This is a genomic window from Virgibacillus salexigens (genome assembly GCF_000723585.1).
GTDB classification, from domain to species: domain Bacteria; phylum Bacillota; class Bacilli; order Bacillales; family Amphibacillaceae; genus Virgibacillus; species Virgibacillus salexigens.
This window is the reverse complement of the sequence record NZ_CCDP010000001.1, coordinates 1,270,997-1,286,857: the sequence shown is the minus strand read 5'-3', so window position 1 is coordinate 1,286,857 and position 15,861 is coordinate 1,270,997. Positions and strand designations below refer to the sequence as shown.

At 36.9% G+C, this 15,861-nt stretch carries 12 protein-coding genes and 2 pseudogenes; 5 read left to right on the top strand and 9 right to left on the bottom strand.

The features are described 5' to 3' along the window. Nucleotides 1-182: 182 nt before the first annotated feature. Nucleotides 183-506: a BRO-N domain-containing protein gene (locus BN990_RS05740; protein WP_238323668.1), complete on the bottom strand. Its 324-nt coding sequence runs from the start codon at nucleotides 504-506 to the stop codon at nucleotides 183-185. A 1,275-nt stretch (nucleotides 507-1,781) separates the two neighbouring features. Between BN990_RS05740 and dcm the strand changes: the two genes are divergently transcribed. Then, on the top strand, nucleotides 1,782-3,125 hold the full coding sequence (gene dcm / locus BN990_RS05730) for a DNA (cytosine-5-)-methyltransferase (protein WP_051739031.1): 1,344 nt from the start codon (nucleotides 1,782-1,784) through the stop codon (nucleotides 3,123-3,125). 42 nt (nucleotides 3,126-3,167) lie between these two features. Here the strand turns inward: dcm and BN990_RS05725 are convergent, their stop codons facing one another. The 3 genes from BN990_RS05725 to BN990_RS05715 form a co-directional block, all read right to left on the bottom strand. Next, nucleotides 3,168-3,929 (bottom strand): PmeII family type II restriction endonuclease, encoded by a 762-nt coding sequence (locus BN990_RS05725; RefSeq protein ID WP_038242897.1) that lies wholly within the window; start codon nucleotides 3,927-3,929, stop codon nucleotides 3,168-3,170. 29 nt (nucleotides 3,930-3,958) lie between these two features. Further along, entirely contained in the window at nucleotides 3,959-4,639 is a 681-nt protein-coding gene (locus BN990_RS05720; RefSeq protein WP_038244970.1) for a DUF4145 domain-containing protein, read from the bottom strand. Between the two features lie 92 nt (nucleotides 4,640-4,731). Then, the gene (locus BN990_RS05715) at nucleotides 4,732-5,319 is read right to left on the bottom strand and encodes a recombinase family protein (protein ID WP_038242895.1); all 588 of its coding nucleotides are present in this window, start codon (nucleotides 5,317-5,319) and stop codon (nucleotides 4,732-4,734) included. An 83-nt stretch (nucleotides 5,320-5,402) separates the two neighbouring features. Here BN990_RS05715 and BN990_RS05710 point away from each other — a divergent pair. Both BN990_RS05710 and BN990_RS22885 read left to right on the top strand, forming a co-directional pair. Then, a pseudogene (locus BN990_RS05710) lies at nucleotides 5,403-7,482 on the top strand (thioredoxin domain-containing protein). A 109-nt stretch (nucleotides 7,483-7,591) separates the two neighbouring features. Beyond that, nucleotides 7,592-7,732 carry a hypothetical protein gene (locus BN990_RS22885; protein ID WP_187370449.1) on the top strand — a complete coding sequence of 47 codons (141 nt, stop codon included), beginning with the start codon at nucleotides 7,592-7,594 and terminating at the stop codon, nucleotides 7,730-7,732. Between the two features lie 342 nt (nucleotides 7,733-8,074). Here the strand turns inward: BN990_RS22885 and BN990_RS05705 are convergent, their stop codons facing one another. The 4 genes and pseudogenes from BN990_RS05705 to BN990_RS05690 all read right to left on the bottom strand — a co-directional run bounded on the left by BN990_RS05705 (nucleotide 8,075) and on the right by BN990_RS05690 (nucleotide 12,448). Next, nucleotides 8,075-8,314 carry an indolepyruvate ferredoxin oxidoreductase subunit alpha gene (locus BN990_RS05705; RefSeq protein ID WP_021289194.1) on the bottom strand — a complete coding sequence of 80 codons (240 nt, stop codon included), beginning with the start codon at nucleotides 8,312-8,314 and terminating at the stop codon, nucleotides 8,075-8,077. Between the two features lie 103 nt (nucleotides 8,315-8,417). Beyond that, nucleotides 8,418-9,937, bottom strand: a pseudogene (locus tag BN990_RS05700) (AbgT family transporter). A gap of 19 nt (nucleotides 9,938-9,956) precedes the next feature. Then, the gene (locus BN990_RS05695) at nucleotides 9,957-11,252 is read right to left on the bottom strand and encodes an amidohydrolase (RefSeq protein WP_038242891.1); all 1,296 of its coding nucleotides are present in this window, start codon (nucleotides 11,250-11,252) and stop codon (nucleotides 9,957-9,959) included. Then, entirely contained in the window at nucleotides 11,252-12,448 is a 1,197-nt protein-coding gene (locus BN990_RS05690) for a M20 metallopeptidase family protein (RefSeq protein WP_038242889.1), read from the bottom strand. The genes BN990_RS05695 and BN990_RS05690 overlap by 1 nt, the downstream gene beginning before the upstream one ends. A 194-nt stretch (nucleotides 12,449-12,642) precedes the next feature. Between BN990_RS05690 and BN990_RS05685 the strand changes: the two genes are divergently transcribed. Then, the gene (locus tag BN990_RS05685) at nucleotides 12,643-12,840 is read left to right on the top strand and encodes a DUF2188 domain-containing protein (protein ID WP_021289197.1); all 198 of its coding nucleotides are present in this window, start codon (nucleotides 12,643-12,645) and stop codon (nucleotides 12,838-12,840) included. A 37-nt stretch (nucleotides 12,841-12,877) separates the two neighbouring features. On the opposite strand, the gene BN990_RS05680 is transcribed toward BN990_RS05685, so the two are convergent. Next, complete coding sequence (locus BN990_RS05680; protein ID WP_038242886.1) at nucleotides 12,878-15,052, bottom strand: DNA topoisomerase III; 2,175 nt, start codon at nucleotides 15,050-15,052, stop codon at nucleotides 12,878-12,880. Between the two features lie 162 nt (nucleotides 15,053-15,214). Here BN990_RS05680 and ytaF point away from each other — a divergent pair, with 162 nt between their 5' ends. After that, on the top strand, nucleotides 15,215-15,826 hold the full coding sequence (gene ytaF / locus BN990_RS05675) for a sporulation membrane protein YtaF (protein ID WP_038242877.1): 612 nt from the start codon (nucleotides 15,215-15,217) through the stop codon (nucleotides 15,824-15,826). The last annotated feature ends 35 nt before the right edge of the window (nucleotides 15,827-15,861 follow it).

Below are 15,861 nucleotides of genomic sequence, written 5' to 3'. Positions count from 1 at the left end.
TTGTACTTACTTACAGTAACTACAGCTAAGGCTATTCTTTCTCTCCTTTTCTAAAAAGTATTACATTCTAATAAGGCATGTAACATGCTTTTTCTGATGAAAAATCACTTTCTGATTTTATTTAACATATTTAATCATGTATTGATTATCATGCTCAGACAGGTTATTGACAGTATTTAGGACTATCTGTAAAGATACTCTTTAGACTGTTGGTAGCCTGTCCTTTTTTTTGTATGTAATTGACATGCTACAGTATCCTCAGTCATGTATGCCCCATGTTTTCTGATAGACTTGAGCATAACTTTTACCTCTTTTTTAAATGCTTTAGCTATAGGTTTTCTACTTTGCATCAGTACCTCATACAGTCCATCCTCTGTTAAGAACCATGTATTTCTATTTTGACCTGATAGGAATAATGTTCCCATCAGCTTTTCATCCTCATCCACTGAAACAACCATCTTTCTAGTATCACTGTGACCAATCATTTCAGCAACATCCTTAGCCAAGAACAAAGGGAAAGTGTTACTGAATATGAGACAGTAGGAGTCTAATAGAGTCTGTGAGGCTGATAGATTTAGGGGTAAGAATACTGTAAATACTCAGGAAAGCTCCCTGCCAAAAGCCTCCTCCAACCAGTATATTTTAGCTAGGAACTGTAAAGTAATTACCCTTTACATATTGCTATTACTGTATTTATTAGCTGACCTGTAACCCTTCCTGATAATGTCTCAGTAGGAATAACAGTACATAAGAGAGCCACAATATTAAATCCAGTATAGTATAGCTCTAACTCTCCCCCTTCAACTCTTATTGTTACTGAGAATAAGAGTTGAAGGGGGAGTCTTTTTACAGATGGAGGGGAAACATTGTCAAAAGGTGGGAGTACCTTTACAGGATAGAGGGATATACATTTGATACAGGTTAATGAGACAGACCTAGCCCTGCTACAATAAGGGTACTCTGATAGTATCAATAGCTACTGTATTTGAGACAATAATACAGAGGGGAGAGTACTATAACAGATAAGCTACAAAGCTAAGCCCCTGCCAATACTATCTATTATTGTAACTGATACTGTTAGACCTGATGCAATTACAGTATATATTGTAGTACTTGCTATGGCATACAATAGTACAGAGACATTAATAATATAGAGTTATTCTGAGAGTTACTGACAGACTTGCTGATATGCTCTGATATACTTACTAGACTTTATTGTGATTATTAATATTGTTGCTGAGAAAGGCTTTATAAGGCTCTGAGACAGGCTGACAATGTAGCAGATAGAGACTGAGACAAACAGAGGCAAGCAGGGAGTATAGGGGGGGCTATGGGATATATTCTGCTACAAGTAGCCAAGTAAATTTACTTATTCCTTTTAACTAAATCAGGTAGGCTCTGCTTAGCCTGTGAAATAAATTAACAAGCTAAGACATACCCTGCATAATAACAGGCAAAGGCTTATAAAATTTTTCTATACCTATTTTAAATATTCAGTAGGCAAGGCTTTTGCAATCTGCAAAGACATAAAAAAGAGAAAGACACTAAGCCTTACCCTCTTTTCCTTAAAGTCTCTATTTTTCATCCTAAACTCATAGTATTCTTTGCTGTACTTATTCATTTCCTCATCTTCTAATAAAAGGTCTAATTGTTCCTCGTATAGCAATACATTTACACTCCAATTCTACTAAAATAATTTAATTTATTGACTCATGATAGCACAAGCTATATAATAACCCTATGTAAAGTTAAAATAGTTTTTAACTGCAAGGAGGGTTATGATGCAGTACACTATCAGTAAAGAAAAAGTAAGATTACATATGAAAAAACATGGTATAACTACTCAAAAAGAGTTAGCAGAACAACTAGGACTTAGCAAGAACCAACTATCCATGTTATTGTCTCCTAACTATAATCCTATCAAATCTAATGCTCTAAAGCTATGTGAAACTCTTGATGTTAGTTTTGATGATATAGCTGAACAGATGGAGCTTGATTTAGGAATTGATGAACAAAGTTCTAAAAAAGTTATCTACAAAAAGGGGAAGAAAGAAAATCAAGATGATAGTAATGATTTTGTTGAGGTAAGAAATATCAAACCTAATAAAGAATATAAAGTTTTAGAGTTATTTGCAGGAGCAGGGGGATTAGGATTAGGTCTTGAATATGCAGGCTTTGAGTCTATTGGCAATGTTGAAATAGATAAACATGCTTGTAATACTTTAAGAAAAAACAGACCTAGTTGGAATGTTATTGAGGAAGATATTGAGCAAGTAACTGAAAAAGGCATAGAGAATTACATTGATGCTCCTGATGTTGGTGAGCTTGACTTACTTTCAGGAGGCTACCCTTGTCAGGCATTTAGTTATGCAGGAAAAAAAGGTGGATTACAGGATGCTAGAGGTACAATGTTTTTCCACTATGCTAAAATCCTTGATAAGCTAAAACCCAAAATGTTCTTAGCTGAAAATGTTAAAGGACTTGTTAATCATGATGGAGGAAATACCTTAAAGACTATGCTAGATGTTTTCTCTGATATTGGTTATATAGTAAAATGGAAAGTCCTTAGGGCATTAGATTATGATGTAGCTCAAAAAAGAGAAAGAATTGTTATTGTAGGAATCAGAAAAGATTTAGTAAACAAAGAGGGATTAGAATACTTTTTCCCTAAATCTTATGGCTATGAGCTTACATTAAAAGACATCCTTAAAGATGTTCCTGAGTCTGTTGGAACAAATTATCCTGAGTCTAAAAAGAATGTGTTAGACCTTGTACCTCCTGGAGGTTATTGGAGAGACCTTCCTGATGAAATAGCTAAAGATTATATGGGTAAGAGTTATTATTCAGGAGGAGGTAGAACAGGAATGGCTAGAAGGTTGTCATGGGATGAGCCATCATTAACACTTACCTGCTCACCTGCTCAGAAACAAACTGAAAGATGTCATCCTGATGAAACTAGACCTTTTACAGTTAGGGAGTATGCAAGGATTCAAAGTTTCCCTGACAGTTGGGAGTTTGACTGCTCTACAGGTAATGCCTATAAACAGATAGGAAATGCTGTACCTGTAAACATGGCTAAAGCTATAGGATTATCTATTGTTAATACTTTAAATAAACTCAATTAAAAAAGGGATGGATGCTGTAAATTGCATCCTCCCTCTTTTCATTTAAACATCATATGTACCTTTTCCATCAGCTATTTCTCTAACCTCTACATCTAACTGCTTAGGGTCTAGACTTTTCTCAATCTCTTTTGCCAATGAGGTAATAACTTTGTCCATTAGTTCAGAACCATCATATTCAGATGCAACATCACCAATAGCATCAGTTAGCCTTTGATAAAAGTCCTCCTCACCTGTTAGCCTGTACCAAAATTCAGCTCCAATAATTACAGTATACTCTTGAGCAATCCTTTTATAATGCCCACTTAAATCCTCAGGAGTACCATAAAAAACACCTACAATAAGGTCATTAAATCCAACATTCAGATTATTAGTCCTTGCAAGGTTTTTAACTCCTGCAAAATGCCCTTTTATTGTCTCTACATCATCTTTATTGATTGTATTTGGCCCTGCCTTAATTTGGCAATACTTTCTCCTACCATCTACCTTATCAATAAATTCTATGTCAATCCCTGATGTAGTTGATGCAAAGCCCTCTAAGACCTCACTACAAAACTTTTGTAACTTGTTACCAAATGTAGTATTTATGGATGTACCTAATACTCTTGGATAGACTAGAGCTTTTGCTATGCTCTTAGGGTCATCATTACCTGTTAAAAAACTTGCTTTGTACTTATCCAAAAATGGATTAAGATTAAACTGTTTTAACTTGGTGAGCTTTTTTGTATTAGCAATATGACTAGGAGCAATTTCTTTTCTAAAAAACTCTTTTGCTTTTTCAATAATCTCATCATAATTATTACTCATTTAACCCCTCCACAATTTCCCTTTAAAAATCATCTTACCATTTCTTCCCTATATTGCCTAGCTTTCAAGGTCATACTTAGGTAATAGACTGTTAGGTCAATAAGGTTTTTTAGGTCTTTAATATCCTTATCCCCCCATTTCCTAACATAATGAGTCTCATCATTCCCTAACCATACTGCTCTCTCAGCCATATCTTTTATGTCAGATTGCTCTATGTACTTTTGGATACATTGCTGTAGAGGCATTTTTTCTATCTTATCAGCATCATCAGGATATTGCTGTATAGTAAAATCTTTTATTAAATGCTCTAGAGCTTTTCTGTACCCTACTCCACATATCATATCTAGACCTTCCTGTTCTGAATGATAAGCCTGACTATAAATTTCTACAAAGTCAGGAGATAACTCAATTACTTCCTCAGGGAAATCTTTTTCTACCTTGCTGTATGGATAAAATCTAGAGAAGATAGGATTATTTGTACCCTCATAGACTGCAAAGAATAGTGACCTACAAACCTCTCTTGGACATCCACAAAGTAGCTCAGTTGTGAAATGGTTTTTATGATATATTAGTAAATACTCAGGAGAAAGTGAATAGGAACACACAGGACATTTATCAGGTAAAAATGACAGATAATTATAGTTTGTAATAGGATTATTATCTTTGTGTATAAGTTCTATTGCATCCTCTTCATGATAATTAACAGCCAATACAATCAGCTCCTTTAATATTTGCTCTGACTTTATTCTACCAAATAATACAAATTTTTTAATTAAATAATACAAAAAAAACAGATAAGTTATTAACCTATCTGCTCCTGTTTAGCTTGTTCATTCAATTTCCTATATAAAGTAGCCTTACTGACTCCTGTTATCTCAGCTATTTCTTTTGTAGTATGTTTACCTGCATGGTACAACTCAATAGCATGGGCTACCTTTGTCTTATTTTTAGTAGGTCTGCCAAACTTAACACCTTTCTGTTTTGCTACAGCAATACCCTCATTGATTCTCTTATTAATCATAGCTCTTTCCATTTGTCCTAAAGCTCCCATTACAGTTAGGAGAAAGTCTGACATAGGATTGTCTGAGGATGTATCTAGCCATGTATCTTGAATAGACTTTAAGGATGCTCCTCTGCTCCTGATGACCTCCACAATGTCTAGTAAGTCCTTAGTACTCCTGCTAAGTCTGTCAATGCTGACAATATGGACTGTATCCCCTTGCTTTAGTTCCTGTAGCATCTTGTCTAGCTGAGGTCTGCTCCTCTTAGAGCCTGACATTCTATCAGAGTAAATAACATCTATACCTAAAGCCTCTAGCTGAGCCTGTTGCCTGTCAAACTTTTGAGCATCATTGTCTGTACTTATTCTCATGTATCCTAAATCTGCCATGTATATTTCCCCCTATTGTATATAAATGCCTTATTGAGTTAAACTAAACCTAAATACTAAACTAGAAAGAAGGTGATGCCATCATGTCTAAAGAGCAGTTTACAAACAGATTGGTTAATGAAAAGAGTCCATACCTGTTGCAACACTCTGAGAACCCTGTAGATTGGTATGCTTGGGGTAATGAGGCTTTTGCAAAAGCAAAGGCTGAAAACAAGCCCATATTCCTATCTATAGGGTACTCCTGACATGGTGTAACAATTCACTTGCCATTGGTGCCATGTTATGGCGCATGAATCATTTGAAGATGCTGAGGTTGCCTCCATTCTCAATGATAAATATATCGCGATTAAGGTAGATCGAGAAGAGCGACCGGATATTGACTCGATTTATATGAAGGTATGTCAAATGATGACAAGGCATGGGGGTTGGCCCTTATCCATCTTCATGACACCAGATAAAATTCCGTTCTATGCAGGAACTTATTTTCCCAAACATAAAAAATATGGGATGCCAGGGTTTGTTAATATCCTACAACAACTCTATCGCAAATTTAAACAAGATCCGGAGCATATAGACGAAGTAACAGAGAGTGTCGAACAAGCTCTTAAACAAAGTCTTGGCTCAAAAAGCAACAATCGTATTTCCAAAGAACATATAGACCAAGCATTTCAACAACTTGGCAAAAGCTTCGACTTTGTACATGGTGGGTTTGGACAAGCTCCCAAATTTCCAATGCCACAAAATTTATTATTTTTACTCAGATATGCTTATTTTTCTAATAACAGTGCTGCTTTAAAAATTACCGAAAAATCACTTCAATCCATGGGCTCTGGTGGGATCTATGATCATATTGGCTTCGGATTTGCTCGATATGCTACCGATGAGCAATGGCTCATCCCTCATTTTGAAAAGATGTTATATGATAATGCACTTTTGCTAATTGCATATACAGAAGCCTATCAACTTACGCAACGTCCCTATTACAAGAATATTAGTGATCAGCTAATTACGTTTATCTTGCGTGAAATGACCACCAAAGATGGGGCGTTTTATTCAGCTATTGATGCGGATTCAGAAGGTATAGAAGGAAAATACTATGTCTGGGATTATCAAGAAATCATCGACATACTTGGGGAAAAACTTGGTGACATCTATACAAGATGCTATGATATTACACCTGAAGGTAATTTTGAAGGAAAAAACATACCGAATTTGATTGAAGCTAATATCGAACAACTGGCTTCAGAACTGAAACTCCCAGAAAAGATGATCATGAATAAATTAGAAACAGCCAGACAGGCTCTTTTTACGGAAAGACAAAAACGCGTATATCCCCATGTGGACGATAAAATACTAACCAGCTGGAATGGCTTCATGATTGCTGCATTTGCTAAAGCCGGCAAAGCTTTTCAAAACCAAAATTATATCGCTACATCTGAGAAAGCAATATCTTTTATAGAGGATCATTTAATTGATCATGGTCGTTTGATGGCCAGGTACCGTGATGGGGATACAAGATATCCAGCTTATATTGATGACTATGCTTTTCTGTTATGGGGCTATATCGAGCTATATGAAGCGACATTTAAGCTTGCTTATTTACAACAAGCAAAACAGCTAGCAGATCAAATGCTTGCGTTATTTTGGGATAGGGAAAATGGTGGTTTCTACTTTACTGGTGAAGATAGTGAAGCACTAATTGCTAGAGATAAGGAAGTATATGATGGTGCAATTCCATCTGGAAATAGTGTTGCAGCTGTTATGCTAGCTCGTATCGGCTACTTAACAGGTAACACCACTTATCTCGACCATGTAGAAGAAATGTTTTATACGTTTTATGAGGATATCGAAAGGCAAGCATCTGCTAGCCCCTTCTTTATTCAAAGCCTTCTACTTATTGACAGACCTACAAAAGAAGTCGTCGTAATTGGATCAGATACCGACCCAAAAAAACAAGCGTTTCTACAACAATTACAAGAAATGTTCTTACCTGATGTTTCTGTCTTATCGCTCGAAAACAAAGAGCAAGCAAAAGGAATTGCTGACTTTGCAACTGCTTATGAGCAAATCAACGACGCCACAACCATCTATATATGCGAGAATTTTGCTTGTAAGCAGCCAACAACAGATTTAGCTGAGGCCTTAAAAGCAATTACAAGTTAACATAAAAGAATCATTTCATTTAGAATTACGTTCACATAAATTCATCTAATCTATTATTTCCTGATTTCATGCTATAATTGGATTAGTTTAACAAAGGGAGTAATTAAGAATGAAGGTTAAGATGAATGTACAAACAGCTTATCATGGTGATCTCCTTCGTGCAGGAAAAACGTATGTTGTTGATAAGGAAACAGCAAAACGTTGGATTGCCAGTAAACTAGCAATTAGAGTAGAGGATAACGAAAAATAAGAGTAGAGGCTGGGACATCATTAGCCAAGAACAAGCTAAAGCGGGTTTTATTATCGTATTTTGATGATCGAACCCGCTTTTGTGTGGGTTGTTCTTAAGATATGGATACGGCAGCTGAGTGAAACGAAAGCTGTCTGACTAAAGCCGTGCCCGCAGATAGCAGGCAGGCATCTGCAGTGTAAGTCACCCTAAGTGTATAGGATAAATGTCAGACAGTTCTTATCATTAGAAGATTCGCCTTACCAGGGTTTTGTCCCAGCCTATACTTTTACTTTGATAAATATAAAAGCCGAATCACCTAGATAGAGGCGATACAGCATATATAAGTAATCAATCGGATTGCTACTTGTTTGCAAAAAATGCTTCTGCTTTTTCTAGGAAAACTTCCTGTTCTTCCGTTATATCATATTCTTCTTCAATTGCATCTACTGGGCAAACTGCTTTGCAGGCACCACAATCAATGCAAATATCAGGATCGATGTAAAATTGATCAGGGCCTTCTTCTATACAATCAACAGGGCAAACACTTACGCATTCACCTGACTTTTCACTTTGACATGGATCTAAGATTACAAATGCCATCTAGTTTAACCTCCTTATCTCTTTAAAAACAAGTCTTGTCCACTTCTTATTTAATGATACATGACGTATGCATTGCAAGTAAACAGCTTAGAGATAATTCAGTCTATAGATAAATCTCGACACCAAGACCAAATGGAATACCTAAAAATACAAATAACAGTAATAATACGATCCAGGTTAGTAAGAAACAGATTGAATATGGTAACATAAGGGCAATTAATGTACCGATACCCGCTTTTTTATCGTATTCACGCATAAAGGAAAGTACGATAATAATATATGGATTCATCGGTGTAATAATATTTGTTGAAGAATCTGCAATACGATATGCTGCCTGAATAAACGCTGGGTGATAATCCAAGAAATAGAACATCTTAATAAATATAGGCGCCTCTAGCGCCCATTGTGCAGACCCGCTGAAAATAAATAAATAAATTCAGTACCGCTGTTAATATCACAAAGCCAATAACGACCGTAATCCCTGTGAATCCGATGGACTCAAGAAAATTAGCACCGCTGACAGCTATCCATGATCCAATATTTGACCACTCAAAATAAGCAATAAATTGCGCCGCAGCAAAAATGAGTACGATAAAACCAGACATATCTTTCATCGCTTCCCCCATATATTTTCCGATGTCCCTTGAGCTTGTAATATTTTTTACGGTTACACCATATGCAACTCCAGCGATAATAAATAAAATTAAAATTAGTGGGACAATTCCATTTAAAAATGGAGAAGGCACAATACTTCCATCTTCACTACGAAGTGGAGAGTTTGGTAAAAATAGTACAATTAAAATAAGGGCTATATAGGCAATGCTGGCAATTGCTGCATTTTTCAACCCCTTAATTTCCATTGGTTTGGCTGCTTCAAATTCCTTCTTCAATTCCCCTTCATAATTGCCTAAACGAGGTTCTACGATTTTTTCAGTCACAATTGCTCCGATAATAGATAAAACAACGACGGGCGCAATCATGAAATACCAGTTATCAACCGGCGTTACAACGATGTTTTTCATCTAATGTTTTCATAACTTCAGTGGAAATACCTGATAACAATGCATCGGTTCCTGTCACCATAAAGTTGGCAGTAAAACCAGCACCTATCCCAGCAAACCCTGCAGCTAAACCGGCTAACGGATGTCGACCTATATTATAGAAGACCATTGCTGCCAGCGGAGGTACAATAACAAACGCAGCATCCGAAGCAATATTTCCAAGGATGCCTGTAAAAATAACAGCATAGGTTACGAATGCAGGTGGGGCTTTTAATATCGTACTTTTAATCCCCGTTTCTAATATTCCAACTTTATCGGCTAATCCAATTCCCAACATCGTTGCTAAAACAATACCAAGTGGTGCAAAACCTACAAAGTTATCCAACATAGATGTGAGGATATACTCTAAACCTTCTTCAGATACTAAACTCTTGATGGCTACTTCCTGTCCATCTCCAGGCTGGGTAAATGTCACGTCAAACCATGAGATGATCCAAGATAGTAAAATGACAATTCCGGCTAAACTGATAAACAGTATAAATGGATCAGGCAGCTTATTTCCAACCCGCTCAATTCTATTTAAAAAGCTAGTCATAAATGATTTCTGCTTCTTTGCTGCCATTCTTTCCATCCTTTCCAAATCATTTATTGCTGTGATTTGTCTGTATAATGTTCGTTAGTGCTTCCACAGCAACTGGCAATACATCTTCTTGAAAATCAAACGAAGGATGATGATGTGGAAAATCTAAAGGTGTACCAAACAGCATATAGGTGGCTAACCCGTTATTTGCTTGAACACGATTCATCATAAAACTTGCATCTTCGGATCCAGAAACAAGAGCTACAGGCCAAACCTGTTCAATATACTTACCTTTATCACAGGCTATTTCAATGGAAGATATAAGTTCGTTGCTACCTTTTAGTTGTTCTGTTTGACCAACAGCTTCTATTTGATATTCTACCCCTTGCATCATCGCTGAAGCCTTAATAATGCGTTTAGCTTCATTTTGCATATAGGAATTCATTTCTTCTGTTTCACCACGTGTCTCGATTTCCAAATAAGCATCAGCAGGTATGATGTTTCGCCCACTACCTGCCATCATTTTTCCTACATTTATCCTGGTAATTCCACCGCTGTGACGGGAAATTCCATATAAGCTGGAAACAGCAGACGATGCTGCTAGTAAGGCATTCTTGCCGAGTTCTGGTTTCATGCCAGCATGAGAGGATACACCTTTAAATGTTACATTTAATTTTGAAGATGCTAAAAATCCATCTACTGTTGCTGCAACTGTTCCTACCGGCAACGATTCGATTCCAATATGGCCCGAATAAAAATAATCGACATCATCAAGCCAGCCATTTGCTGTAATCGCCTTCGCTCCCCTGCCTCCTTCTTCAGCAGGCTGGAACAGTAAGGTGAATTTACCACATAACCGTTCGTGGTAATCCGAAATGAAAGATGCTACACCTAGACCAATGGTCATGTGGCCATCATGTCCACATGCATGCATTACTTGCTCATTTAAGGAAGTAAAGCCTTGTTGATGAGGGAAATGGGAAGTTTCTCTAGTTTCTTGGATTGGGAGTGCATCTATATCAAATCGTAAGGCTACATGATCTCCGGGCCTCCCTGTATTCCAGGTTGCGATTACTCCTGTCATACCACCTTGCATACGATCAAGAATGTCTTTTTCTACCCCATGCTTGATTGCCTTTGATTCATAAAATTGAAGCTCTTTTGATGATGGGATACCAAGCCGTGCTTCTTGTTTCATAACATCTTTTCCAATATGGATGGTAAACCCTAACCGCTCTAATTCCTTAGCCAATTTATAGCTCGTGACATATTCGGTAAACCCTAATTCTGGATATTGATGAAAATCACGGCGCCATTGTATGAGCTGAGGTGTTATGCTTTCAATAAATCCCTTCATTAGCTATCACCCTTTGCTAACGCATTTAACGTATCAAGAGCAACTTGTACGAACATTGAAGTTCCAAGTGGCAATGCACGTTCATCTAATTGGAAATGAGCATCATGAAGGGGTGCCTGTTCATCAGCATTTTCTATTTGGGTTCCTAGCCAAATAAATGCACCAGGATATTTTTCTAAAAATCTACTAAAATCTTCACCCGCTAAAGAAGGATTCACTTCTGGTGTTTCTCCTTGAACGCGAGCTGCAGAAGTTCGAGCAAGCCTTGCCCATTTTGGTGTATTAATGGTAGCTGGATACCCATCTAAATAAGTAATATCTGCCTTTGCTTCAAAGGTTTCTGCGACTTGATTGGTAATCGTAAAGAACCGTTCCTTTAATCGTTTACGAATATGGGGAGCATAGCTACGAATTGATCCTTGTAGTGTTACTTGATTCGGAATGATATTCGGTGCTTCTCCACCCTCGATTGTTCCAATGGTAACAACAGATGCTTCTAATGGATCTAAACTTCTGCTCACAATCGTTTGCAAACTTGTAATTAAATGGCCTGCCGCAACCATCACATCATTGGTTTGATGTGGCATGCTTGCATGTCCACCTTTTCCTGTTAAGATGATTTTAAAGCGATCGGAAGCTCCCATCATTTCTTTATCGCGGATACCAATCTGTCCTACTGGTAGGTCTGGCCATACATGCTGTCCATAAATAATATCTGGTGTATACTCATGAAACACCCCATCATCTAACATGACCTTCGAGCCACCAACAGGAGAATCCTCTTCAGCAGGTTGAAAGACTAATAGAACTGTCCCATGTAATGATTCCCGCATCTGTTGGAGGACATAACCCGCCCCTAACAACATAGCAGTATGAGCATCATGTCCACATGCATGCATAATCCCTGCATGTTTTGAAGTGAAATCGTGATTATTTAACTCTTGTATTGGCAGAGCATCCATATCAGCTCGCAAGGCTACTGTCTTTCCCGGATGCTTTCCTTCAATAATTCCTAACACACCATATTTAGCAAAACCAGCTTGAAAGGTTACTCCATACGTTTTCAGTTTTTCTTGTATAAAACGGGAAGTTTCGGCTTCTTGGTTGCTTAATTCTGGGTTTTGGTGTAAATGACGGCGCATTTGAATAACGTCATCTTGGATATGATGTAAAAGACTTTCTCTTATGCTCGCCACTGTTTCATTCCTCCCTGTATTTTGCGACATTATTCTAAAAACTTTATTACACAAAAGTATACCGAAAAATTCAGACAATGTATATTATTTTAGGAAAATTTATAAATATGAATTGATTACCAATTACGGTTTTAAATTTGTAAAATGCGGGAATTCCATAATTATCACTAGATAAAGATAAAGGAGTTTTAATAATGAAAACATATACGGTAACACCAAATGTAGATGCAACAGGATGGTTCGTAAAGTTAGAGGATGTAGCTCCGGAAGAGTTATATGATGCAAAAGATGAAGCGATTAGCGAAGCAACACGAATGGCGAAAGAAAACAGTCCTAGTAAGGTTACAATATTGGATAAATTCCACAATATTGTCGAAGAAACAAGATATTAAATAGAAAAAACGTGTCAGATTTAATCTGACACGTTTTTTATTTATTTTTAAATTTTGCAAGTTGTTCGGCAAGGGCATTGTTACTGAACCCTTCATCTTGTTTCTTCAAATACTTATTGACTTCCTTTCGGGAAACATTATGTTTCTTTTCTTTATCTTTACGTGCTTGAAACGTTGATAATTTTTCACGATGCCCACATTTACACATGAAGATTTGTCCATCTCCTTCACCACGTAGCTCAAGGCGTTTATGGCAATTCGGACAACGTGCATTTGTTTGTTTAGCAATGTTTTTCTTATGGCCACAGGAACGATCCTGACAAACAAGCATTCTTCCTTTTTTGTTTGCAATTTCTAACATCAACTTTCCGCATTCTGGACATTTTGTTCCAGTCATATTATCATGCTTGAATTTTTCCTGACTCGATTTAATTTGCTGAACTACTTGCTTCGTATAACCTTTAATTTCAGACATGAACTGGTTTTTGTTTAATTTGCCATCTGCAATTTTTGTCAATTTATCTTCCCATTCTGCTGTTAATGCTGGAGAACGCAATTCTTCTGGAACCAAGTCGAGTAATTGCCTTCCAGTCGATGTAATAAAAATGTACTTTCCTTTCATTTCCATATACATGTTATTAAATAATTTCTCAATAATATCAGCTCTGGTTGCTACTGTACCGATTCCACCCGATTTGTTTAACGTGTTTGCATGTTTTTTGTCATTTGAACTCAAGTAACGTACAGGATTTTCCATTGCCTGTAACAGCGAGCCCTCGGTAAAACGTTCTGGTGGTTTCGTTTCACCAGCTGTTATGGTATACGTTATATTTGAAAGGGTTTGACCTGTTTCTAAAGCAGGTAACTGTTGATCATCTTCTGCTTCCCCCTCATCAAAATGATGATTATAAACTTCTTTCCAACCTTGTTTTTGAATGACTTTTCCTCTAGCTGTAAACTGTTCTCCCTCTGTTTCTGCATAGATGGTTGTTTGTTCATATTCAAATGGATCAGACAATACAGCTAGAAAACGTTTCACTACTAAATCATAAATTTTCCGCTCTTTATCATTTAAATCAGCAAGCACAACATTTTCTTCTGTTGGAATAATTGCATGGTGATCCGATACTTTGGAGTTATCCACAACCGATTTTGTTAAATTTAAATCTTTGTTTAGAATTTTATACGCTGTACGAGCGTATTGATCGACACCACAAGCTTTGACACGATCCTTCAACGTAGAAACAATATCGGTTGAAAGGACCCGTGAATCGGTTCTCGGGTATGTTAAAACCTTATGTTGTTCATATAACTTCTGCATGATCGATAAAGTCTGTTTCCCAGAAAAATGAAACATACGGTTTGCATCACGCTGCAATTCTGTTAAATCATAAAGTTGAGGGGCTGATTTTTTCTTGTGTTTTTTATCAATATGTTTAATTGTCAGTGGTTGATTGTTCACTTTCTGTTCGATTGTTTGTGCTGCTTCTTTGGAAAATATTCGTTTATTATTTTTATTATCTTGCCAAGTTAACGAAAAGCCTCGATTTGTTCTGGCAGCTATTCCATAATACTTCTTTGGAATAAAGGATTTGATTTCCTCTTCTCTTGCCGCTATCATCCCAAGGGTTGGCGTTTGTACTCGGCCAGTAGATAATTGGGCATTATATTTCGTCGTCAATGCCCTTGTAGCATTTAAACCTACATACCAATCGGCTTCTGAACGTGCAACCGCTGATGCATAAAGGTTTTCAAACTTCGTACCTGACTTTAATTGATGAAAGCCATCACGAATGGCTTTATCCGTAACAGAGGAAATCCATAAGCGTTTAACCGGCTTATGAACACGTGCTTTTTCCAAAATCCAACGGGCAACAAGCTCTCCTTCTCTTCCTGCATCTGTGGCGATAACGATTTGATTCACATCACTACGATGAAGCTGTGTCTTAACAACATTAAATTGCTTGCCGGTTTTCTTAATTACCGATAGTTTTAGATTAGACGGAAGCATAGGCAAGTCTTCAAGCTTCCATGTCTTGTATTTATTATCATATACTTCAGGGTCTGCTAATGTAACAAGATGACCTAACGCCCAGGTTACGATATATTGGGAACCTTCCATAAAACCATTGCCTTTTTTATTACACTTTAAAACTCGAGCAATATCACGGCCAACGGAAGGCTTCTCAGCTAAAACAACTATTTTACTCATCTTTAAAATCCTTTCTTAAAAGACCTATCCTTTATCTTATCACATTTCACCTTCCGTTTCAGATTAAAGCAGCTAAACTAACTCATGATAAAAAGTTGGATACGCACAACAAATATAAAATAACCATACAATACCTTAGAAATAGATAAAGGAATTGGTGCCATGCTTTTTTATACTGGTTTAATTTTTTTAGTTATTGCAGTTAGCTTAGACGGGTTTGGAGTAGGTATAACTTATGGCATGCGAAATATTCGTGTACCATTAAATGCATTACTTATTATTATGCTTTGCTCAGGTATTATCGTTTTGCTGTCAATGACGATTGGAAATATGTTAACTTCCATTCTTTCTCCAAATATTGCTGGGATGCTTGGTGGAAGCATATTAATTATACTAGGGAGCTTTGCGTTATTTAATTTGATCACTCCCAGAAAAGAAATAGAAGAGAAAGATACCAATCAAAATATTTTGTCCACTGTTCTATCTACTCCAGATAAAGCTGACTTAGATCGCTCTGGTGTTATTTCTCCAACCGAGGCAATCCTGCTAGGTTCGGCATTAGCGCTTGATGCATTCGGTGCTGGAATTGGCGCCTCTATGTTAGGCTATGGGGCATTTTTAACAGCTGGTTTAATTGCAATAATGAGTGGTACATTTCTATTTTGTGGATTAAAAGCAGGGATATGGTTAGCTAAAAGCAGACAATTACAACGAATGACGTTTCTTCCGCCACTTCTATTAATTGCTTTGGGAATAACTAGCCTATTCCACTAAGAGTGCGAATATAATGGGAAACACAATGTAAGGAA